The organism is Natronorubrum daqingense (genome assembly GCF_001971705.1).
GTDB lineage: Archaea > Halobacteriota > Halobacteria > Halobacteriales > Natrialbaceae > Natronorubrum > Natronorubrum daqingense.
The window spans coordinates 1,123,147-1,146,150 of record NZ_CP019327.1; the positions used below are offsets into that span (position 1 = coordinate 1,123,147).

Genomic DNA, 23,004 nt, shown 5'->3' on the forward strand with positions numbered 1-23,004 from the left:
GGTTCTGCCGAATTCGTTAGCCCCCGACGTCTCGTGCACGAGTGCGGGTCAACGACTGGCGGACGTCGTAACGCCTTTCGTCTCACCGCCACAACCTTCGATTCGTTATGGTCTCGCGGAGGCGCGGTCGCTAATGTACGTCCTCGTCGTCGGCGCGGGGGAGGTCGGGAAGATGATCGCCTCTAATCTCGAGGACTCACACGACGTCGCGATGGTCGATCGAGATCCCGACATCGTCGACGACCTCACCTACACCTACGACGTGCTCGCCATCGAGGGCGACGGCACGGACCTCGAGGTGCTTCACGAGGCGGGTCTCGAGAAGGCGGATCTCGTCGTCGCGTGCACGGACAACGACGAGACGAACATCGTCGTCTGTGGCACGGTCAAAACCGACAGCGACGCGTTCACGATCGCTCGAGTCAGGAATCGAACCTTGCTCGACACCTGGCAGGGGTCACAGGGTGGATTCGGGGTCAACTTCATGGTCTGTACCGATCTGCTGGTCGCACAGACGATCTTTCGAATTTCGGGGTTCCCGCAGGCTCAGGACGTCGAGATGTTCGCCGGCGGACTCATCCGGATGGCCGAGTTCGAAATCGACGCGGAGAGCCCCCTCGTCGACCAGCGCGTCAGCGAGGCCGACGAGTACGATTCGATGACGTTCGCCGGCGTCTTCAGGGGCGACGAGATGATCGTCGCCCGCGGGGAGACCGTTTTCTGTGCGGGTGATCGAATCGTCGTTATCGGGAGCCCCGAGTCCGTCAAAGCGTTCGCGTTGGACGCCGTCTCCGATACGACCTCACCAACCGAAGACGTCGTCATCGTCGGCGGCAGCGAGATCGGGTTTCAGGCCGCCCGCGAGTTCGAAGCCCACGGCTTCGAGCCGCGATTGATCGAACGAGAGCACGACCGCGCTCGCGAAATCGCGGAGGCGCTTCCAGACACGTTCGTCATGGAAAACGACGCGACGGACCGGGAGTTCCTGGCCCGCGAACACATCGACGAAGCCGACATCGTCGTCGCCGCACTCGACAGCGACGAGAAAAACCTGCTCGTCTCCTTGTTAGCTCAGCGCGTCGGCGTCGACCGAACGGTCGCGATCATCGAGAACACGCAGTACACCGACCTCTTCGAAACCGTCGGCATCGACGTCGCGATCAACCCTCGCGAGGAGACGGCCGAGGAGATCATCCGCTTTACGCGCACGAATCAAACCGAGAAGATCGCCATGCTCGAGCACGACCGCGCCGAGGTCATCGAGGTCGAACTCGGCGAGGACAGTGCCCTGACTGGACGACCGATCGCGGAATCGATGGACGACCTGCCCGATTGCGTCGTCATCGGCGCGATTTCTCGCGGTGGCGACCTCATCACCCCCCGCGGAACCACGGAGCCCCAACCCGGCGACCACGTCGTGCTCTTCGTCGACGCGACCGTGCTCGATGAAGTGTCCGCGGTGTTGTGATCACCGGTAGAGGGAGGCCGAACGAAAGAGCGCCCCCAGTAACACAGTGATCGGGATAATCTCGAGACGGCCGATCCACATGTTGAAAAGCAACATCACCTTGGCAGCGTCGGGCATCTCCGGGCCAGTGATTCCGGCGTCGAGTCCGACGTTGCTCTGTGCGCTCATCACGTCGAAGATAACGTACTCGAGCGGGTGAGTCGGCGATAGCACCCACAGCAAGACAGCGACGCCGACGACGAGAAAGACGATCCAGAGGACGAACACCACGGCCGCCTCGGTGTACTCACGACGGATCTGGTTTCGATCGAGCGTTCGTTTTCCGAGCCTGAGTCGACGGACCGCCGTCTCGGGCGAAAAGACGTTTTTGACTTGCCAGATCGTGCCTTTGATGAGCGTGATGGTTCGGATGAGTTTGAGTCCGCCAACCGTCGACCCGGCCGCCGCCCCAGTCAGCATTCCCAGACAGATCAACAACGTCGCGCCGGCCGTCCAGACCTGCTCCGTACCGTCGCCGATCGTCGTCGTTCCGAATCCGGTGTTCGACGTTGCGGAGACGAACTGGAACAGCCCGGTCCGGAACGTCTCCTCGAGGGAGCCGTACTGTCCGTTGACGGAGAGGAGACCGACCAGCGCGATCGAACCAGTGGCGAACCAGAGGAACACCCAGCGGGTCTGGATGTCGGCGTAGAAGTTTCGCAACTCGCCCTTGAGAATCAAGTAGTGAATCGGAAACGCGATGCTACCGGCGACCATCACCGGCACGACGGCGTACTCGATCAGCGGACTCCCGTAGTGACCGATCGAGTCGGCGTGGATCGAGAACCCGCCCGTCGCGATAGCGGTCATCGCGTGATTGATCGCACCCCAGAGCGGCATGCCAACCGCGAGGAAGAGTGCGACTGCTGCAACCGTCAGCCCAAGATAGATCTTCCAAATTTCCGTGACGGTCGAGACGATACTCGGATGTATCTTCTCCGATCGTGCTTCGCTCTCGAACAGCGTGAGAGAACCGCTTCCGGGTCGTGCGAGGATGGCGACGGTGAGGACGATAACGCCGACACCCCCGACCCACTCGGTGAACGAACGCCACCAGTGAAGCGACTGCGGGAGGTCGTCTTCGACGGCGGCCATCGTCAATCCGGTGCTCGTAAAGCCGCTGACGCTCTCGAAGATCGCGTTCAACGGATCGCGGAAGGCGGCGACGGTTTCGTTCCCTACCGGCGTGTTCATCCAGGCTGGATACGGATCCAGCGCGATGGTCCACGCGACGAGGACGAACGGGAGTCCGCCGAGAACGCCGACCATCCCCCACGCCGAGGCGGCAGTGATCATCGCCTCGAGTTTACCCATGTCGCGTGCCCCTCGGTACCGTCGTGCGAGTGCCGTTCCGATGCCAGCCATCGCGACCGCAGACGCGACAAACGCGGGAATTGCGTAGAACTCGCCAGTAACCACGGCGACAGGGATCGAGACGAGTAGCATAAGCGAGACTACCTGAAGGATGCGACCGAGGTCCCTCCCGATGGTCGAGTACTGGACGTTCATTGTCGGTCGCCCGTAAACGCCCCAACCGCGTCGGCTAACGTCGCGTCGTCGGTAAACACCGTGACGTCGTCTCTCGCTCGTATCGTCGTGTCCCCACGGGGCGCGCGAATTTCACCGTCGCGTTTGAGCGCGACCACGAGACAACCCGCGGGGAGGGTGCCGTCTTCGTTAGCCGTCTCGAGGAGGTGTCCGTCCATCGGCGCGTCCGGCGTGACGGTTAACTCGACCAGTTCCGTCTCGTCGTCGAGGTCGATGAAGTCGCTGACGCCGGGATACCTGACCGAGTGATAGAGGTAGTCGGCGATCAACCGCTGTGGATTTTCGATGAGTGTGACGCCGATTTTTTCGAAAACGGGCAGATTCTCGGTGTCGTGAACCACGCTGACGAGGTTCGGCACGTCGTGTTCTTGGGCGAGCAACATCACCATGATGTTGACCGCGTCGACGTTCGTCGTCGATATAACGGCGTCCGCACGCTCGATGTCGGCGTCTCTGAGTGTGGCGTGGTTCGTCGCGTCGGCGTTGAGCACGAGGCAATCGTACCGAGAAGCGACATCGTTCGCGCGCGTCTCGTCGCGTTCGACGACCACGACGTCGTTGCCGTCACGCACCGCGAGATCGATCAGATTCGAGCCGATACTTCCTGCGCCGATGATAACGATGTACATAGTGGTTTCTGTTAGGTGTGCTTCGGATCGTCGTCCGACTCGCGTCTCGAGAAGACGACGAGAGGTCGCTCGCTTTCCGTGATCAGGCGGTAGGCGTCGCTTCTAAACAGCAGTCGTCGGAGTCGACTACGAGGGCGGGTCACGAATCCGATGGCCGTCGCATCGACGTCCGCCGCGGCAGCGAGTATCTCGTCGACGACGTCGGTTCCGTATCGGAGTTCGCGTCGTATTCGTGGTCCGTCGGCGAAGCGCTCCTCGACGATTGAAAAGATCCGCTCGGCCTGTTCCTGGCGGGCCTCGAGGGGTGCTTTGTCCATGTACCCGGCCGTCTTTTCGATGACATGAACGACGGTGACGACGTTCGCGTGCTCTTCGATGACCGACTCGAGTTCGTTGCACGTCGTCGTTGCGTCGGTTTCGTTCGCGACTGGGACGACAGTCTTTCTCAGAAGTTCGCTCGTCATCCACGCCACCTCTCGATGGGCCGATGCCGTTCGGTCGATTTTCCATCTAACATAGTTGCTCCACCGACACTATTACTGATTGCGGAATATAAAACTCTAGGATTGTGGAATCGAAAACTGCCTATTAAGGTAGGTTTCTAACACGGCATGCCCCCAGAGTGAGTGTAGGTTGCTGATCGTGGCCACAATCCGATCGAAAACAGGACGCTTTCAGTGTGGGCCCTCGTATTCGCGCGTATGAGCATCCGTCTCGACGACGTAAACAAACGCATTATCCACGCACTGATGGGGGACGCCCGAAACACGTCCGCGCCCATGATCGCCGACGAAGTCGGCGTTTCTCCCGCAACGATCCGGAATCGAATCAACCAGTTGGAAGACGCGGGCGTCATTCGCGGCTATCATGCGAACGTGGATTTCGACGCCGCCGACGAGATGCTCACGACGCTGTACGTCGTTTCGGTCCCGATCGAAGAGCGTGCCCGACTCGCCCAGCAGGCACGGACGATCACAGGGGTAATCAACGTTCGAGAGTTCATGGCCGGCGAAGCGAACCTGCATGTACTCGCCGTCGGCGACACGGTAAACGCACTCAACGATATCGCACGTGAGTTGACGTCGCTCGGGGCTGAAATCACCGACGAAAAACTCGTTCAGACGGAGCAATTCCAGTCATACCATCCGTTTGGACCGACCGAAACCCACCAGCAGTTCTCGGACTACATCAGCCTCGCCGGCGGCAACGAAGTCGTCGAGCTTACCGTCGACGACGATGCCCCCATCGCCGGCATGACTCTCGAGGAAGCAGGAGATGCCGAATTACTCGAAGACGGGGTCCTCGTCGTCTCCATTGAACGTGATGATACGGTACTGACTCCACAGGGTGAGAGTTCGATCCGCGCCGGCGACATCTTGACGGTACTCTCTCGAGGCGGCTTCTCGGATGCGACGTTCGACGTTTTTGAAACAGAAACTAGCTAAGCCGAAGTTGTTGAAGCGAAAAGATAGGGTAGGAGTAGTTACCGAAGGCCAATACTCTTATTTCATCGGAACCAATCAAGGGCAGGTGTATGACTACTGCGCTTTGGTCGACCATCGTCGTTGATCGGTCATTGCTTCTCACTCGATCAGGTGCCACTGGTGGTGAGTCAGAACATGGCTGACTCCGATCAGGAACTCGCGCGTGACCTCGGCTTTCTCGAGGCGTACACCCTTGGACTTGGGACGATGATCGGTGCGGGAATCTTCGTGTTGCCTGGTATCGTCGCCGAGAGCGCGGGCCCGGCGAGCATGATATCGTTTATGATCGGCGGTGTCGTCGCCTTGCTGGCTGCCCTCTCGTTATCCGAACTGGCAACTGGGATGCCGAAAGCCGGCGGGAGCTACTACTACGTGAACCACGCGCTGGGGAGTTTCTTCGGCACCATCGTCGGCTGGGGAATGTGGGCCGGCTTGATGTTCGCGACCGCGTTCTACATGCTCGGTTTCGGCCAGTACTTACTCGACCAGCCCTCCGACGCATTCGCCGTGATCCTCGCCGGAGTGGTCATGGCGTCGCTCCTCGTGGCGATCAACTACCGTGGCGTCAAAGAGACGGGATCGTTACAGAACGTCATCGTTATTCTGTTACTGGGGCTGATCGTCGTCTTCATCCTCGTCGGCTTGCTCGCGATCGATACGGACCTGCTCACGCCGTTCGTTCCGGAGGGTGAGGGGTATCCCGTTGTTGCAGCAACCGCAGGAACGGTGTTCGTCACCTTCATCGGCTTCGAAGTGATCGCGACCAGCGCAGAAGAGATCGAGAACCCCGGCCGCAACCTGCCGCTGTCGATGATCGCCGCCGTCGTCACGCCGACGATTCTCTACGTCCTCGTCATGCTCGTCAGCACGGGCACGCTTCCGATTCCCGACCTGGCAGAGTCGGACGTTCCCGTCGCGGACGTCGCCGCAACGGCCGCCGACATGTTCGGCGCGCTCGCCATCGGCGAGTACACGCTCGAGTTCGCGACCGTCGGCTCGGTCGTGATGATCTCGGGGGCAATTCTGGCGACCATCTCCTCGGCGAACGCGTCGATCCTCTCGGCGGCCCGCGTCAACTTCGCGATGGGGCGAGACAAGATCCTCACGAACTGGCTCAACAAGATCCACGACGAGTACCGAACGCCGTATCGAGCGATTCTCGCGACGGGTGCCGTCATCCTCGCACTGATCGCCAGTCCGCTTCCGATCGATACGCTCGCGGACGTTGCGAGTTTCATGTTCCTCATCACGTACGCGCTCGTCCACACCGCAGTCGTCGTTTTGCGACGGGCCGAGCCCGACGAGTACGAGCCGGACTTTCGGATCCCGTCGCTCCTCTACCCGATCGTGCCAGCGCTTGGATTCATCACGTGCATTGCAGTGATGCTCCAGATGGAACCGGTCGTGCAACTGATCGGCCTCGGAATCGTCGGGGTCGGCATCGCCTGGTATCACTTCTACGCGAAAGAGCAGGCCGTCTCGACGACACTCATCGGCGAAGCGGTCGCTCCACGGGAGACGGAAGCAGAGACAATCGACGACGGCTACCGCGTCGTCGTTCCCGTCTCGAACCCGAACACCCAACAGCCGCTGTTGAACTACGCGGCGGCGAGCGCCGCGAGTCAAGACACGGAAGCCGAACTCGTCGCCGTCAACGTCATCGAGGTCCCACCGCAGACCTCGCCGGCACAGATCGAATTCGAGGAAACGCGCGTCGAACGCCAGCAACAACTCCTCGAGAGCGTCCGGGACGTCGCCGAGGCCTTAGACGTCGCCGTCCGAACGCGCGCGATCGTCGCCCGGAGCGCCGAAGACACGCTCCTCTCGGTCATCGACGAGGAGGACGCCGACCACGTCCTGCTCGGCTGGGGTGGCGAGCGCCGACGCCGGGACGTCCTCTTCGGGTCGACGATCGACCCGCTCCTCGAGCGTGCGCCGTGTGACGTGACGTTAGTCAAAGACCCGACCGACTCGCCGGGGCGAATCGTTTCGCTCGCCGGTAGCGGTCCCCACGCCTCGACGTCCGCGCGCCGGGCGGGCGAACTTCAGCGCGTGTTCGCCGACAGTTCGCTCACGCTGTTGAACGTCCAACCGGAACTGGACGACGACGCCACTGGAGACGACGCTGTCGAGGAAGCGAAAGCTCCCATCGATCCGGTTGCCGTTGGTCGGGAAACTATCGATTCAGTCGCGGCTGACGCCGGTCTCGACTCGCCAGAGTACGACTCTCGAGTCGTCGTCGACGACGACGTGACGGGGGCACTCGTCGACGCCGCCGCCGAGTACGACACTATCGTGATCGGTGCAACGGGAACCAGCACCGTCGCGCAGGCGTTGTACGGTTCGATTCCACAACGCATCGTCGAAGAAAGCGACGGGGCAGTGATTATGTCCCGCGGCGAGCAGCGAGCGCCGCGAACGTTCCGTCAGGCGCTCCTCCAGCGTCTGGAACGCTAAGGCAGTCCTCGAGTGCCCGATTCAGTCGTCCTCCGATCGACTGCCGACGAGACGATCCCAGAACGACCGTTCCGTCGGCCGTTCGGCGAGCAGAACGGAACACTCGACTTCATTGACCACGCTGTAGGCCAACGATCCCCGGATGAGCCGCGAGAGGAGGCCGCGTCCGGTTGCGCCGAGGATAATCAACGAGTGGTCGCGCGCCGCCGTCGCGATGGCGTCTTCGATGTCTCCCGACGTATCGACTCGTATCGTCGCGTCCTCGAGGCCGTGTTCCGTCGCCCACTCCGTCAGGAAGGCTTCACCTTCGGCCTGGCTCTTCTCGTCGACGACGTGTAAGAGCGTGATCTCGCTGTCGAATTGCTCGCGGAGGTATCGCGCAATTTCGGCGCTGAGGACGGAGTCCGGACCGCCAGCGGTCGGAACCAGGACTCGGTCAGTCTCGAGACCGCGGTCGTTCAGGACGAGAAAGTCACACGGGAGGTCGTGGGTCAGCTCGTCGAGTGGCCGTTCGGCGCGCCCGGCACTCCACGGACGATCCGGCCCCCAGCCCATGACGACGGTATCAGCGTGTTCGCGGCGGGCGACGTCGAACACTTCTTCGAACGAGCGGTGGGACGCGACCGTTCGAACCTCGACCGGCACGTCGAGGGTTTCCGTACTCTTGCGGACGTTCTCCATCAGGCGCTGTGACTCGTCGTCGATTCGCTGAACGTGTTCGGAACCTTCGACGAGTGGCGTCTGGTCGGGCACCTCGACGATGTGGACAGCTTCGACGACGCCGTCGTTGGCCTTGGCGACGACGCTCGCCAGCGAGAGCAGGTGAGATTCCGTTCGCGGGTTCGAAACTGGAACGACGACGGTGTGTTCGTTCTCAGCTTTCGGTTTGGCGACGTTCGCGGCCGAAACGGCGACGTCTGGCATCTCTTCGGTGCGAGAGAGGATGTAGTTGCTCAGGACGCCCTCGCGGTCGGTCTCGTGACGGGCGTAGATGCCGTACCAGATGAGCGCAGCGACGACGAACAGGAGGCTCAACGCGACCTCGATCATGTCCATGAACCCGATGAGTCCGAGCGAGAGGACGATCCCGAGGATCGGCGTGATCGGATAGAACGGGACGGTGAAGTCCGGATCGTAGTCGGGAACGTCCGCCTCGCGAAAGACGATCAACGCGGCGTTGATGAGCGCGTACACGATGAGGTGTAACGCGCTGGCAGCTTTCGAGAGCACCTCGAGGTTCTCGCCGAGCAAGATGATGAAGACGAGGATCATCCCGCCGGTGACGGCGATCGAGCGATACGGCGTCGCGAAGCGCGGGTGGATCTCGTTGAGCCAGTCGGTGACGATCTTGTCCCGTCCCATCGCGAAGTTGATTCGCGCGGAGGCGAGAATCGACGCGTTCGCACTCGAGGCCGTGGCTAACAGTGCAGCGAGCGTGATCGAGGTGACGCCGATGACGCCGAGATTGTTCTCGAAGATGACCCCTGCCACGTCGGACATCGGCGTCTCCTCGCTGATCGCGTCGTAGGGGATGATCCCGATCATCAACGCCACGAGAATCGAATAGATGATCATCACGATGACGACGCTGCCGATGATCGCGATAGGGAGATTTCGACCGGGATTCTCGAGTTCCTCACCGATGGTCGCGATCTTCGCGTAGCCGAGGTAGGAGACGAACACGAGGGCCGTTCCGGGCAACACTTCGCCGTAGCCAAGTGGGGCGAGGGTGCCGTCGGTCGTCACGGTCCCCCAGTCGAAGGAAAAGAAACCGACGAACGCGAAGACGGTGAGGATCGCGAGGAGCAGCGTGACGATGGCCGTCTGGATGCTCCCCGTCTCCTTCGCGCCGATGTAGTTGATGCCGACGAACGCGATTCCGGCGAGGAGCGCTCCGATCTGGATCTCGGTCAGGACGAGCGGACCCAGCGCGATGGTCGGGAGGAGTGCGAGTTCGCCGACGCCGGGAATCGGGACCACAACGCCGTCTAACAGCGTCGCGAGGTAGCCACCGAACCCGATGCAGTAGAAGGCGCTCGCGAAGGCGAGCCCGATCCAGTCGCCGACGCCGGAGATGGAGCCAAAGAGCGGCCCGAGCGCGCGATTGATGTAGTAGTACGCGCCGCCGGCTTTGGGCATCGCCGTCCCCAGTTCGCTCACCGAAAAGGCGTTTACGAGGGCGATCATCCCGCCGATAACGAACGAGAGGACGACGATCGGACCCGCCTCCTGTGCGGCCTCACCCGGGAGGATGAAAATTCCCGCACCGACCATCGTCCCGATTCCAATCGCGAGCGCGGAAAACAAGCCCAGGTCTTTCGCAAGTTCCTCGTCGGCCCCAGTCATCGGCGCTGTCCACCTCGCTTATCCCCGTTTCTGTAGAATTGTCCTCGCATACTATCGTACTCGTCCTCGAGGGCTGTCTCGTATTGGCTCCGAGTTGGCGATCCGTGTCGGAAATTCGGTGTCTGGACCGGCCCCGTTTCCGTCGCTGTACAGCCCCCTCCAAAACATACTCGTGGCAAGTGCCACCTACTTCTTAATACTGTTCGTTTCCCGATACCGGCCGTTCTGCGTGGTCTCGTGTGTCGTTCGCCAGTCGCAGTTCGATCCGAGAAGAACCGTCCGTTAGCGCGTGGATTCCCCTGATGAACTGGAGAGAATCCGAGTGATGGCCCAGAGCACCCACCCGAAGACGATCGCGGTGAAGACCCCCATCTCGAGGCGGACGAACGATCCGTGCCATATCGTGAGCACGATCGCGACGAGGACGATCGTACTGACGGTGACGGTGAAGACGTCGAAAAACGACGTCGGGTGTCGGAGACTGGGCAGTCTGATCATCGATACTCAAGTCGCCCCTACGATCCGAGAGACCGTAAACGACCGTGTGACCGGTACCCGCGTCAGTTCCGGTGGGGGTCGCTCGCCTTCCTCCGCACCTGTTTCGCGACGATCGTTTCAAATCTCGTTGAACGTGGAATTATGTGCCGCCAGCACGTTGGAACAGTCGTTATTTGGCGTCACGACCATCATCAGTCGACCCATGAAAATACGCGTTGATTGGCGGGCGAGTGTCTCTCTCACCGGCACGATCTGTAAATACCTCTCTCTTGCACTTTTCGTCCCGCTCGCCGTGGCCGTCGTCTACCAACGCGATATCCTCGTCTTCGTCGTGACGATCGTGATCACCGTCACGATCGGTCTCTTGCTCGAGCGAGTCGATCCCGACCCCGAGTTACGGCCTCGAGAGGCGATGTTACTGGTGGCGCTCTCCTGGTTCGCCGTTGCAATACTCGGGGCGATTCCGTACCTGCTCGCGACCGTCGGAACAGACTCTTCGCTCGCGCACCCGGTGAACGCGCTTTTCGAATCCATGTCCGGATTCACGACGACCGGGGCAACCGTGATGGACGAAATTTCGACCGATCGCTACTCACACGCGCTCTTGTTGTGGCGACAGATGACCCAATGGCTCGGCGGGATGGGAATCATCGTGTTGATGATCGCCATCTTACCGAAACTCGCGGTAAACGGTGCACAACTGATCCAGATCGAATCTCCGGGCCCCGAATTCCAGAAACTCACCCCGAGAATCGCCGAAACGGCGCGTATCCTCTGGGCGGTTTACTTCGTACTCACGCTCGTTCTCGCCGCCTCGCTCTACGGCCTCCACCTCGTCGGTCTCGCACCGAACATGACGGCGTACAACGCCGTCGCACACAGCTTCACGACGCTACCGACCGGCGGGTTTTCTCCCGAGCCGAACAGCATCGCGGCGTTCTCCGCGCCAGTCCAGTGGATTCTCATCCCGTTCATGGTCGTCGCGGGGACGAACTTTGCGCTCTTCTGGTATCTGGTGCGTGTCGAACCTCGACGATTTCTCGAGAACACCGAATTCCGGGCTTATGCAGGAGTCATAGCCGTCCTCACTGGAATCGTCGGTGTAATGCTGTACGGGGGCGCAGCCCCTGCACTCGGCGAACTGGGTGGCACGACCGAGGGATCCGGCGAGAGCGCCCTCCGTCACGGGCTCTTCCAGATCGTTTCGCTGCTCAACTCGACCGGATTCGCGACGAGTGACTTCGCGGCGTGGGATTCGACCGCCCAATTCATGTTGCTCACCGCGATGTTCGTCGGCGGCAGCGCCGGGTCGACCGGCGGCGGGATCAAGATCATCCGCTGGCTCGTCATCTGGAAGGTCGCCCGCCGGGAACTGGTCACCGCCGCCCATCCCGAGGCCGTGAAACCGATCCGTCTCGGCGGGTACGTCATCGACGAGGACGTCATTCGTGGCGTGCTCGGCTTCACCCTTCTCTACCTCCTCGTGTTCGTCGCCGCGACGGTGTTCATCGTGCTCAATTCGGCCCGCGTCGGCTCCTCGCTCACCGTCCTCGAGGCCATCAGCGCGAGCATCGCAACGATCGGCAACATCGGCCCCGGATTCGGAACGCTCGGCCCGTTCGGGAGTTACCTCGAATTTCCAATGACGTCGAAACTCGTGATGATTTTCCTCATGTGGATCGGTCGTCTCGAGATCATTCCTGTCCTGGTGTTGTTCACCGGTGCGTTCTGGAAACGCTGAGGTGAGCCCGTTTCTGTCGGTAGTTCGCAGAAATAGTCGCCGGCGATTAGATGGCGAACGTCGCTCGAAGCATATCACGCGTTCCGGGTCCGAGTCCGACTGCGACGACGGTGATCATCATCAGGATAGCGAATCGAGGACTCTCCTCGAAGATCTCCTCGTTGAAGATCCAGATGATGAACACCGGTGCGGCGAGCTTGAGGAGGGCGAACGGCCAAGCTTCACCGATGGTGTCCGTGAGACCTGACGGCACGAAGAACAGCCAGTCGAGCACCGCCTCCGTGTGCGTGACGATGGCGTCGTTGACTGGGTGTTTCGGGGCGTAGGCCAGTCCCCAGACGTGCGACCAATCGAGCATCAACTGGTTCGCAAAGCCGTCGACGGCGTGGGCCCAGATGACGACGATTCCCATGTAGCCGGTTCCGCGGTTCAGTGACGGCGCGAATCGCTGGATTCCCGCCCAGACGATCGCAGTCGAAACCGTCGCGGCCACGAGGACGATGGCGGCGATCGACGGGACGAATCCGACGTAGTCCGTCACCGCGGCGAGGTAGCCGAGCCACCCGAGCGTCACGGCGAGGACAACTGTCCCAATTCCGAACAGCGGATACTCGTAGCCCGAAACGTAGTCGTTTCGCTCGAGCCAGACCGACGCAACGACTGCGATGAGAGCGATTAATGCCACCGTGAAGTAGATCAGCGGGCTGATCAGGAAGCCCGACCACGGTAGCTGAATCGCGAGGTCGCCGGTCGCGCCGTATGCGGCGACGTTCGCGTCCTCGACGGTTCGCAGTGCGCCCCCGAAGAGCATGAACGGGAACAGCGCGAAAAAGCCCGCTCGATACCGGTCGATATCGAGACGCCGAATTGCGAACAGAATTCCGACCGCCATCAGGATGAGCGTCGGGATGTAACCGGCGTAGGAAACGGCGGTGTAGCCGGGTGAGGCGGTCGGTCCATCGTCTCCCGTGACCTCGCCGCATTCTAATTGGTCACCATCGGCCCACGTAACACAGTTCCATCCGTGCGCGTCGGCGACCACCGGTCCCCAGTAGTACTGCCAGATGAAGTCGACGTACACGCGCTGGGGAAAGAGGAATGCAGCGAGTGCAACGGCGCCCGCGAGGAGGACGACGGTCGCGACCCAGAGGCGCTCGGCCCCGTACCGTTCGATATACTCGTCCATGGATATCGAATATCCGTAGCGGCTGGCGCTTACCGTTTCCGATTTTCTACAGTTGGCGAAACTGGCTCCGTTCTTCCCACCCGAGCGTCGCTCCTCTCCCGTTATCCTGACCAAGTACCCGTTTCGGCGCTCGATTTCAGCTCATCCCGACGTCGATCTCTCGAGCAGCCTGCAGAACCTCCTCGTGAAGTTCACCGTTCGAGGCGACCAGTCCCGTACTGTCGTGGTGCCAGCGATTCCCCTCGAGATCGGTTACCGTCCCGCCCGCCTCGCGAACCAAGTGAACGCCGAGAACGGTGTCCCACGCCGGCGTTTGCAGATTCGTCACGACACCCTCGAGTCCCCCCGAGGCGACCATCGCGAGCTCGAGTTGCGCGCAGCCGAGGCGGCGCATGTCGCCGAAGCGTTCGACGATCGCTCGAGTCGCCGCGGCGTAGTGTTCGCGCTGGTCGAAGTCCCACCAGTAGGTCGGGCAGACGGTAGCAGTCTCGGGATCGCGACGCTCACTGACCGACATCGGCTCCCCGTTTCGAAACACGCCGTCGGGGCCGACGCGGTAGGTATCCGAGAGTGCGGGGCAGACGAACGCGCCAGCGACCGGCCGACCATCGCGAATGGCGGCGACGGCCGTGCCGAACGCCGAAATGCCGTCGACGTAGTTGTTCGTTCCGTCGATCGGGTCGACGATCCAGGCCGGCCCCTCTTCGGGGACGGTCTTCAGCGCCTCCGCTTCCTCGCCGACGACCGGCTCTCCCGGAAACACGTCGTCGATCCTGTCGATGACCGCCTCCTGTGCGTCTCGATCGGCTTGGGTGACGACGTCCGTCTTCCCGTCTTTGTGTTCGACAGCGAGATCACCCCGAAACGACCTCGCCGCGACCGCTGCACCCTCCGTCGCCGCCTCGAGTGCAACGCTCGCGCGTCGAGCGTCCGCGTCTCTTTCACTCATTGTCGACTGTCTGTGTCGGGGCGTGAAAAGTATCGTCCTCCAGTCGGTGGCCTAATCGGTCCGAAGGAACCGGTCGTCGTGTTCCGGTTCGTCCTCCCGGAGGAAAAAGAGCGCAGACGACCGCGCCGGGACGTCCGTCAGTCGCGTCGAAACCGACTCGAGTTCGGGATCCCAGCCGATCTTCTCGGATCGAACCGCGAGCGTGATCACGAACTCCGCGGGAACCGTCTCGAGTTCGAGTTCGGCGTAGAGTTCGTCCCAGGACCGGACGGACGCGAATTCGGCCACAACGTCGATTTCGACGAGATCGAAGAGCGTCCGATAGTGTTGGACGTTCTGTTCGAACACCCAGACCGTGACGGACGCCTCGAGCGTGCTCGCGAGTTGTTTGACGTTGTAAATCGCCTCGTAGAATCCTTCGTGGTGATCGATGTGTTGTGGGACGACGACGTGCAGCCGTTCTTTCTCCGAGAGGGCACCATCGAGATGGACCAGATACGTTGGGAGGGACGTCTCCGCGAGGACGTGATCGGCCGTTCGACCGAACGTCGCCCCCTCGCTGGCGTGGGACGGTTCGTGTCCCATGACGACCAGATCCGTCTCCGTTTCGTCGACCGTCTGAGCGACCGTCGCCGGTACGTCCTCGCTCTCGGTCGTATCCGAGTTGATGGCCGTGTTCTCCGCCGCTTCGAGGCCCGAAAACTGGCCGGGTGTACTCGAGTCCGCGTCGGAATCACCCGCCCCCGCGCGCGCTTCGGTAGATTGGATTCGAAGGAGGTGAACGGGTTCGTCACCGTAGCGATGCTTGATCGAGCACGCGAACGCGAGTACCTGCTCGGTGACGTCGTCGGTCGCGTCCGGGAAGTCTGGAAGGAAAATACGCGGATCGATCGCTCGAGCGTCGTCGACGTCTTCGGAGTCGAAAATCGACAACTGGGGTGACGCACTCCGAAGCGTCGATTCGGAGGACTCCTCGCTTCCGTCTGCGTGGCTATCACGCTGTCTCTGGATTCTGAAGCCGGCGACGACGAGGACGACGACACTGATGACGAGCGTGCTGGCGACGACGAGTGGACTTGAAAGCGTCATCTGGTTAGAACCGCCGATAACAGTGCCAAGCGTTGATCGCCACGCGATACGTCTCGTCACCGCGACTCGAGACAGTCCGCACTCGTGAGTCGTCCACTGTTCAAAACACCTACTCGTCACTCGGGACTTCAGGAATATAACTGTATTCAATCACGGCTCATATTCGAATGTTTGCGCCACGATTTTCCGACGATAAAAGTACAAACGTACAATAATATTTGGAACTGATTGACAAAGTGGCGTGGTTAGAGATGACACTGTCTCTCGACGAGTCGGTTTCGACCACTCCAGTTCTGCCCACTCTCGAGGCAGCTGTGCGCGATGGCTTCGCTCCTCGAAAGGAGTGCCCGTAGAAGTTTGCGAGGGCAAGATACTGCTCTTGCCGCACTGTTTGACAGTGCGAGGGGAGGGAATCGAACTACCTCCGAGAACCTGCGCGAAGCGCAGAACCTCGGCGTCATTCGATCCCTCCGTGCATTTTCGTTCGGCGCGGTGTGCGCCTCACTGCAATGCGAGGGGAGGGAATCGAACCCACGAACGTCTACACGAGCGGATCTTGAGTCCGCCGCCGTTGGCCGCTTGGCTACCCTCGCACGCAGTACGTGGTTTCGCCCTCACAGGGTTAAATCGTCCGATTTCTGGTTTTGGACACACGCGAAAACGCCGTCGTCTCGAGTGAGGTCTCTCGAGTCGACTGAAAACGCTTAGGGGTTCGCACACGATACGTAACCTGTGAGCGAGAATCGCGTCGTTCAAGGGCGAATGGTTACGGCTGGCAAACTCGCGGAGCTGATCGAGGACGACTCCGTGATGGAGGCCGAATCGATCGAAGAGGCCGACAGGGAGTGTCCCGACTGTGGCGGAGACGTGTTGAAAGTTGGCTACATGCCTTCAGTCACCGAGTTCGTTACCGGCTGGAAGTGCCAGGATTGCGACTGGAGCGACACCGACCGAGAGTGAGCCGACACGAAGAGTCGGCTTCGAGTCATCGATCGACTTCGTAGAGAACGACGAGCAACGCGAGCAAGATGGCCTCCGAGAGTTTACTCACCAGGTCGCGATAATCGTCGAGCATGTGGTCGATTACCGTCTCGAGTACGCCCATCTCGGCGTGCCCGTGGGCTTCGATGTGGGGCCAGAAGCCGCCGTGCTCGAGGACGGTGTGCCAGGCGACGTACCCGAGGAGGTACGCGAGCATCAACCCGATGCCGAGCGCGTAGACTCGGCGCTTGGCAATCTCGAGGAAGACGACGGCGATTCCGGCGAGGATCGCGAGGCCAGAGACGGTAAATGCGAGGGGGCGCGGATCGTACAGCGTCCCCAACTGAATGTGTTCGACGAGTCGCGGAATTCCTAATTCGGGGTGGAGCAAGTGGACTCCTGCGACGAAAAACGCGAAGAACGCTGCGTTGTACCTGAGCAACCGAACGTTTACAGAGGTGTGAGTGTCGGTCATGGCTGAGATCCGTGAGTCGTGGGAACTCTGGCTACAGTGGCACGTACGAACGTCGTGGTATCATAATACTCTGGTTTATCTGTCGAACGAGTGTCCGACGGACGTGCGTCGAACCTGTCCGGAGTCCGCTCGCTACGCACCGACGTCACCAGACGAGCCACTCGAGAGCCAGGACGACTGCTGCCAGAAACACGTGTTCTCCGTCGACGACGAAGCCGTAGTAAAGCGGTCCGCGCTCCGGCGTCGCGAAGGGAATGTAGGCCGCGACGTATCCGTTCATCGCAAGTAACGCGAGGAACTCGAGCGAGAGACCGGTTCCGACGACCAACGCGACGACGGCGACACCGATCGCGACGTTCGCGACCTGCGAGTAGCGTCGCGTCGCCGCCGGGCCGAGTCTGTTGGGAACGGTAGCGATCCCCTCGGCCCGATCGCCCGGAATATCCTTCACGTCGAAAATGACCGCGGCGACGGTGATCATCGCCGTCACGTACCCCGTAATCACGAGGATCTCGAGCGTCCAGAGCTGTTGGGAGTAGTAACCGACACCGAGTGGAATCGCCCCCCACGCCAGTCCGACGAAGCCGTTTTTCACCAGAAAGAGCTCCTTGACGCCACCGACCGAGTACAAAATTGCCACGACGAGGGGCAAAAGCAGGTAGACTGCACCCGGCAGCCCCTGCGAGACGGCGACCGCAATTGCGACGACGTAACAGCCGACCGCGAGCGCGAGCAGAAACCGGCCGTAGCGTTTCGTGAACGACGCGCGCTCGGGTACGTTCGCCTCGTCTTCCTCGAGGTCGGTGAATCGGTTGACCGTGTAGACGAACAACGTCGCGCCGAAGACGATGAACAACGGCAGGGCCTCGAGTGGGAGGTCCGCGAGGACGACCGTCGTGACCACGACGCTCATCGTCGCGAGCGAGATGAAGAGGTTGCTGTGGACCAGCACTCGGAGTGCCCGCTGGAGGGACGCGAGCCACTGGCGTTCGGTCGGGTTCGCAGTAGGTGTGGTCACGTCAGTTGCGCCTCCGGGCGGACGTAGCGACGACGAGCATCGATTCGGGATACCCGATCGATCGATTGGGTTGTAACGTCCGTATGCGTATCCGTTGCGTCCGCTTGGAAACAAACGCTTCGGTACTCCAGTCGCCGAGAGTCCCGGTTTCTCGGCACGCTCGTGTCGACCGGACGACGCGAGTCAGGTACGCTTTCAAAGAGGAGAGACGACGGGAGTCGTTATCGTGCCGGAAATTGACAAACACACACCGATGGCGTCGAATGTCACCGCGGTTCGGACGCGTGATCGATATTCGGCGTACTATAGTTGAAAAAACACAGCGAAAACGTATTTGAGAAAACGGTACGCGTGTCGTGTGTCGGTACAGTTGGTACCTGTTGATAGATTCCGGTTGCGAATTGAAACTAACAGGATTTAAGCAAGGTCGGAACGGCCGTTCGAATGGCTATGAAACTACACGAGTATCAGGCGAAGCAAGTCTTCGCCGACGCCGGGATCCCGACGCCGGCGTCTCAACTCGCCTCTGACGTCGACGGCGCTGTTGCCGCGGCCGAGGAAATCGGGTATCCAGTCGCAATCAAAGCGCAGGTACAGGTCGGCGGCCGTGGCAAGGCCGGTGGCATCAAACTCGTCGACGACGACGAGGAAGCCCGCGAGGCAGCCGACGAGATTCTGGGGATGGATCTCAAGGGCTACCACGTCGACCGCGTGCTCGTCGAGGGCGCAGTCGACTTCACCGACGAACTCTACGTCGGAATCACGATGGACCGCGGCGAGGGCAAACCCGTCGCGATGGTCTCGACGAAAGGCGGCGTCAACATCGAAGAGGTCGCCGAGGAAGACCCAGACGCCATCGCGCGCGAACACATCGACCCGGCCTTCGGCATGCATCCGTACCAGGCCCGAAAGGCAGTCTACGACGCAGGCGTCGACAAGGCGATCGCCCGCGACGTCTCGAGCGTCCTCACCACGCTCTACGATCTCTGGGAGAACCGCGACGGCTCCGACGCGGAGATCAACCCGCTGATGGTCACCGCAGACGACGAGGTCATCGCGGCCGACGCCGTGATGAACATCGACGAAGACGCGCTCTTCCGCCAGCCCGAGTTGGCGGAAATGGAAGACGAAGCCGCAGGCGGCGACGAACTCGAGCAAAAGGCGGACGAGTACGGCTTCGACTATGTCCGACTCGAGGGCAACGTCGGCATCATCGGCAACGGTGCCGGGCTGGTCATGACGACGCTCGACCTCGTCGACTACTACGACGGCGAACCGGCGAATTTCCTCGACGTCGGCGGTGGCGCGAAGGCAGAGCGGATCGCCAACGCACTCGATATGGTCTTCTCCGACGATAACGTCGACTCGGTCGTCTTCAACATCTTCGGCGGGATCACCCGCGGCGACGAGGTCGCCAAAGGGATCAACGAGGCCCTCGAGCAGTTCGACGAGATTCCAAAGCCGGTCGTCGTCCGCCTCGCGGGGACGAACTGGGAGGAAGGCATGGAGATTCTGAACGAAGACCTCGTGACGGTCGAACAGACCCTCGAGGACGCGGTCGAGCGTACCGTCGCGTACGCCGAGGAGGTGAACGAATAATGAGTGTACTCGTCGACGACGACACGCGCGTCGTGGTACAGGGAATTACGGGCGGGGAAGGCAAGTTCCACGCCGAACAGATGATGGAGTACGGGACGAACGTCGTCGCCGGAGCGGTGCCCGGCAAAGGCGGACAGGAAGCCGCCGGCGTCCCCGTCTACGACACGGTCCACGAAGCGGTCGAGGAGGAAAACGCCGACACCTCGGTAATCTTCGTTCCGCCGGCGTTCGCCGGCGACGCCGTCTTCGAATCGCTCGACTCGGATCTCGACCTCGCGGTCGCGATCACGGAAGGCATTCCGACCCAGGACATGGCGAAAGTAAACAAGCGCCTCACCGAGACCGACACGCGACTGATCGGTCCGAACTGTCCGGGTCTCATCACCCCCGGCGAGGCGAAACTCGGCATCCTCCCCGGAAACATCTTCTCGGCGGGTAACGTCGGTCTCGTCTCGCGCTCCGGGACGCTGACCTACCAGGTCGTCGACAGCCTGACCAACCGCGGCATCGGTCAGACGACCGCCATCGGCATCGGCGGCGACCCGATTATCGGCACGGACTTCGTCGACGCCCTCGAGCTTTTCGAGAACGACGACGACACCGACGCCATCGTCATGTGCGGTGAGATCGGCGGCGAGGACGAGGAAGAAGCAGCCCACTTCATCGACGAGAACGTCGACACGCCCGTCGCCGGCTTCATCGCCGGCCGCACCGCGCCTCCGGGCAAACGCATGGGCCACGCCGGTGCGATCGTCTCCGGGTCCGGAACCGGCACCGCCGAGAGCAAGATTTCGGCGCTCAACGACGCCGGCGTTCCGGTTGGTGACACCCCCGAGGAAGTCGCAGACCACATCGAGAGCTTCCTCTAACACCGCCGCGCGTCGTTCTTTCTCTCCCTTTTCTGCTGTCTCGAGTATCCAGCAGTCAAACGACTTCAGTAGTCAGAACGTGGTTCGAAACACGCGTTTGAGACAGGTCGTACACGTTTTGGCAACCTGAGTACCCGTCAGCGAACGCTAGTGCCTCGCAATTCTCGGCCGGGATACGACTCGACGTATTCCACGTCTTCGTGGTCACAACGATCCCCTCGCGAAAGCAATCGACGTTCTCTCCTCACCAGTATCCGCGTCTGTTCTAGAAGATATCTTATATTATCGAACATGTTATGAGCACGAAGCTACGACGCATCAGTTGCATGGCGACGTACCTTCCCCAGCCGAGTGGATCGCTGGATCGGCTTCGGCAAACTGGCTTCTATATATCAGTACTGCTGATTGTCGCGAGTCTGTACGTTGCCCGTCACGTTTCGCTACTGGTGGCAGCCGGATTCGTTCTCTCCGCTGTAGGCATTGCAGTACGTTCCTTTCCGTTCGAAGTGTTTCGGACGACAGAACGCACCATCTACCTCTACAATCGCGCCGAGACACCCATCCGGTTTACTCTGAAGACGAGCGCGGAGGACGATGACGCGAAGCGATCAGGGGACGCGTACGAACTATCACCCGAGAACAGGATGATCGTGACGGATCAATTCGAGATCGATCGACGCTACACCGTCTCGATAATTATCAACGGACGAGAACTGAAGGCTGACGTGACACCCGCGAAATCAGCGGAACGTGGGGGCTCGAGGGAACCGTACGTCGCGTTCGATAGGGATACCGTCCAAAGCGGGTGGCATTACCCGGCTGACTCCCAGTTCACAGGCCGGACGGTGGTGCAATCGCCCTCTGGAAACACGAGGAGTACGCTGTATCACGACTGGTAGTTTTCGTATCAGTATATTGAACGACCCAAATCACGATTTCACTCTGCAGAAAGCATTTAATCAGTGACACATGATTATAACCTATGAACCGGCGGGATTTTCTCGGTGCCGGCGGCGCGGGAATGGCTATGGGCGTTAGTGGCTGCCTCAGTGATTTAGCCGTAAACGTCCCCCCATCCAACGATAATTCTGCCACTAACGAAGAAGTTCCTGACGAAAAATCCGAACAGGGGCACGCAGACCCACTTACGGCTAGCGCTGAAGTCAGCACAGACGATGTCCGTGATGGACTCGATAACGAAACGATCTGTCAAAGCGAGGCGAGTGAAGCCGCATTCCACGTAATTCAATCGGAACTCGGCGATTCGTTTGATGAAGCTGAGTCTGACGATTCGTGGCAGTCGATCACCCCTTCTGTGTCCTCGAGCGATGGTGTCTCAATCAGAATGACGACAGTTCTTTCCCGTAACGGCGATGTCCGCAGGACCCCGAAAAGTGATTTCGAGGAAGTCGTCGAGGTTACCCCGGAAACAGTCGATATAACCGTCGATATCGACGGCGAAACGTATCAGTGTACGGATGATGTGACTGTTGTACAGGAGGCTGAACAGGAGGATTAACAGTGGATAGCAGCGCGATTTCTTTATTCAGAAGCAACTGAAACGGGGGCAGATGATCCGGTCACCACGTGTGCCAACCTTTTGCTCTACGTGCGGTCGCAAAGCGACCGCACTCGGCAAAACGTTGATGAAAAGCACTCCTCCCTCCCCGACGGGTCGGTCGTCGGCCCGCTCGCTCACTCCGTTCGCTCGCGGTGAACATACACTCCTTGCCCTGTCCTGAACGCGAGTTTCATGAGCCGTTTTTAATAAAGGAACAATATTATCGACTACTGCTATTACCAGCGAGTCAGTACGGATGAGTACACGAGACGTTCGCATACTGCTGTGAGAATTCGTTCAGGATTGAGAGCCCCATCCCAATTATCCGCTACTTCTTCAGCACGTCCGGCGGGAGCCGACAGCCACAGGGGGCAACTTGCGCGGCAGACGGTTCGACGAGCGCGACGACCATGACCTTACGGTGGCACTTCGGACAGTGCGTCCAGCGTTTCATGCCGTTCGCGTCGCGGTAGGCGTACTCGTCGTATCCTGTGGGGTCGTCACTCGAGTCCAGGTCCTTCCTCGAGCACTCGCCATCTCTCGGTGCGTTGTCGTCCCTCGTTGTGCTGTCACCTCTCGATACGCCGGTGTCCCTCGATGCTCCGTCTCCCTCCGTTGCAGCGTCGAATTCGCGATTCGACTCGTCGCCGCGATCCGGTGTTCGATCGTCGGTCACGGACGACCACCGCCTGCGGACTGGTACATTAGCGTCTGTTGTGGGTACGTTCGGTGCTGTGCGGGACGTTTATATCGTCGGAGTAGTAACGTAATCATGGCTTTTCAGATCCCCGTGAAGGGATGAAAGCCACGTCTCGGGTGCTTCTTCCACCCGGGGCAGTTCAGGGATATGCCCTCGCTGCTTGCTGGAGCGCGGCTTCCGGTATGATTGTTGAAGTATAGTCACTTATAACTACTGTTGAACGTGTGAAATTGGCTGTGCGAACCCGAGTCCCGCCTGCAGAAACGTGCCCGGCCCCTTCTCGAGCGTCCTTCGACCGGACAGTGCCGACACCGAGATAATGTTCGTCCGTGGTGTGGATCGGGCTATGCCCGTCACGATTCAGTGT

Annotated in this window: 20 protein-coding genes and 1 tRNA gene; 9 read left to right on the top strand and 12 right to left on the bottom strand. The window is 60.6% G+C overall.

Annotated features, from left to right (window positions below; genetic code table 11):
- Positions 1–133 precede the first annotated feature (133 nt).
- Positions 134–1,468: a Trk system potassium transporter TrkA gene (trkA, locus tag BB347_RS05500; RefSeq protein ID WP_076581855.1), complete on the top strand. Its 1,335-nt coding sequence runs from the start codon at positions 134–136 to the stop codon at positions 1,466–1,468.
- Here trkA and BB347_RS05505 read toward each other — a convergent pair whose 3' ends face one another.
- From BB347_RS05505 to BB347_RS05515, 3 genes are read right to left on the bottom strand one after another with little or no spacing between them, the layout of a single operon-like run.
- Positions 1,469–3,016 carry a TrkH family potassium uptake protein gene (locus tag BB347_RS05505; protein ID WP_076581857.1) on the bottom strand — a complete coding sequence of 516 codons (1,548 nt, stop codon included), beginning with the start codon at positions 3,014–3,016 and terminating at the stop codon, positions 1,469–1,471. It abuts the gene before it with no gap.
- Positions 3,013–3,684 carry a potassium channel family protein gene (locus BB347_RS05510; protein ID WP_076581858.1) on the bottom strand — a complete coding sequence of 224 codons (672 nt, stop codon included), beginning with the start codon at positions 3,682–3,684 and terminating at the stop codon, positions 3,013–3,015. Before BB347_RS05510 ends, BB347_RS05505 begins: the two co-directional genes overlap by 4 nt.
- Positions 3,685–3,695: 11 nt before the next feature.
- The gene (locus BB347_RS05515) at positions 3,696–4,148 is read right to left on the bottom strand and encodes a universal stress protein (RefSeq protein WP_076581860.1); all 453 of its coding nucleotides are present in this window, start codon (positions 4,146–4,148) and stop codon (positions 3,696–3,698) included.
- Between the two features lie 237 nt (positions 4,149–4,385).
- On the opposite strand from BB347_RS05515, the gene BB347_RS05520 reads away from it, so the two are divergent.
- Together BB347_RS05520 and BB347_RS05525 are read left to right on the top strand one after the other, a co-directional pair.
- Positions 4,386–5,129: an Lrp/AsnC family transcriptional regulator gene (locus tag BB347_RS05520; RefSeq protein WP_076581861.1), complete on the top strand. Its 744-nt coding sequence runs from the start codon at positions 4,386–4,388 to the stop codon at positions 5,127–5,129.
- A 174-nt stretch (positions 5,130–5,303) separates the two neighbouring features.
- Positions 5,304–7,625, top strand: coding sequence for an amino acid permease (locus BB347_RS05525; protein ID WP_076581863.1), 2,322 nt, complete (start codon positions 5,304–5,306; stop codon positions 7,623–7,625).
- Between the two features lie 21 nt (positions 7,626–7,646).
- Here the strand turns inward: BB347_RS05525 and BB347_RS05530 are convergent, their stop codons facing one another.
- Positions 7,647–9,971, bottom strand: coding sequence for an amino acid permease (locus BB347_RS05530; RefSeq protein WP_076581864.1), 2,325 nt, complete (start codon positions 9,969–9,971; stop codon positions 7,647–7,649).
- Between the two features lie 282 nt (positions 9,972–10,253).
- Positions 10,254–10,469 carry a hypothetical protein gene (locus BB347_RS05535; RefSeq protein ID WP_076581866.1) on the bottom strand — a complete coding sequence of 72 codons (216 nt, stop codon included), beginning with the start codon at positions 10,467–10,469 and terminating at the stop codon, positions 10,254–10,256.
- Between the two features lie 202 nt (positions 10,470–10,671).
- Between BB347_RS05535 and BB347_RS05540 the strand changes: the two genes are divergently transcribed.
- Positions 10,672–12,210, top strand: coding sequence for a TrkH family potassium uptake protein (locus BB347_RS05540; protein WP_076581867.1), 1,539 nt, complete (start codon positions 10,672–10,674; stop codon positions 12,208–12,210).
- A 46-nt stretch (positions 12,211–12,256) separates the two neighbouring features.
- Here BB347_RS05540 and BB347_RS05545 read toward each other — a convergent pair whose 3' ends face one another.
- The 4 genes from BB347_RS05545 to BB347_RS05560 form a co-directional block, all read right to left on the bottom strand.
- Positions 12,257–13,396, bottom strand: coding sequence for a DUF63 family protein (locus BB347_RS05545; RefSeq protein ID WP_076581869.1), 1,140 nt, complete (start codon positions 13,394–13,396; stop codon positions 12,257–12,259).
- 136 nt (positions 13,397–13,532) lie between these two features.
- Complete coding sequence (locus tag BB347_RS05550) at positions 13,533–14,345, bottom strand: inositol monophosphatase family protein (RefSeq protein ID WP_076581870.1); 813 nt, start codon at positions 14,343–14,345, stop codon at positions 13,533–13,535.
- 51 nt (positions 14,346–14,396) lie between these two features.
- Positions 14,397–15,434 (bottom strand): universal stress protein, encoded by a 1,038-nt coding sequence (locus BB347_RS05555; RefSeq protein ID WP_076581872.1) that lies wholly within the window; start codon positions 15,432–15,434, stop codon positions 14,397–14,399.
- A 510-nt stretch (positions 15,435–15,944) separates the two neighbouring features.
- Positions 15,945–16,027, bottom strand: a tRNA-Leu gene (locus tag BB347_RS05560).
- A gap of 139 nt (positions 16,028–16,166) precedes the next feature.
- Between BB347_RS05560 and BB347_RS05565 the strand changes: the two genes are divergently transcribed.
- Positions 16,167–16,394: a DUF5795 family protein gene (locus tag BB347_RS05565; protein WP_076581874.1), complete on the top strand. Its 228-nt coding sequence runs from the start codon at positions 16,167–16,169 to the stop codon at positions 16,392–16,394.
- Between the two features lie 25 nt (positions 16,395–16,419).
- Here the strand turns inward: BB347_RS05565 and BB347_RS05570 are convergent, their stop codons facing one another.
- Positions 16,420–16,890 (bottom strand): hypothetical protein, encoded by a 471-nt coding sequence (locus BB347_RS05570; RefSeq protein ID WP_076581875.1) that lies wholly within the window; start codon positions 16,888–16,890, stop codon positions 16,420–16,422.
- A 145-nt stretch (positions 16,891–17,035) separates the two neighbouring features.
- Entirely contained in the window at positions 17,036–17,908 is an 873-nt protein-coding gene (locus BB347_RS05575) for a UbiA family prenyltransferase (RefSeq protein ID WP_076581876.1), read from the bottom strand.
- A 450-nt stretch (positions 17,909–18,358) separates the two neighbouring features.
- Between BB347_RS05575 and sucC the strand changes: the two genes are divergently transcribed.
- From sucC to BB347_RS05595, 4 genes are all read left to right on the top strand, one after another.
- Positions 18,359–19,507 carry an ADP-forming succinate--CoA ligase subunit beta gene (gene sucC, locus BB347_RS05580; protein ID WP_076581877.1) on the top strand — a complete coding sequence of 383 codons (1,149 nt, stop codon included), beginning with the start codon at positions 18,359–18,361 and terminating at the stop codon, positions 19,505–19,507.
- Positions 19,507–20,376 (top strand): succinate--CoA ligase subunit alpha, encoded by an 870-nt coding sequence (sucD, locus tag BB347_RS05585; RefSeq protein ID WP_076581879.1) that lies wholly within the window; start codon positions 19,507–19,509, stop codon positions 20,374–20,376. Before sucC ends, sucD begins: the two co-directional genes overlap by 1 nt.
- Before the next feature lie 326 nt (positions 20,377–20,702).
- Complete coding sequence (locus BB347_RS05590) at positions 20,703–21,275, top strand: hypothetical protein (protein WP_157524982.1); 573 nt, start codon at positions 20,703–20,705, stop codon at positions 21,273–21,275.
- Positions 21,276–21,358: 83 nt separating this feature from the next.
- Complete coding sequence (locus BB347_RS05595) at positions 21,359–21,895, top strand: twin-arginine translocation signal domain-containing protein (RefSeq protein ID WP_139327018.1); 537 nt, start codon at positions 21,359–21,361, stop codon at positions 21,893–21,895.
- 370 nt (positions 21,896–22,265) lie between these two features.
- Here the strand turns inward: BB347_RS05595 and BB347_RS05600 are convergent, their stop codons facing one another.
- Entirely contained in the window at positions 22,266–22,613 is a 348-nt protein-coding gene (locus BB347_RS05600) for a hypothetical protein (protein ID WP_076581882.1), read from the bottom strand.
- Positions 22,614–23,004: the final 391 nt, after the last annotated feature.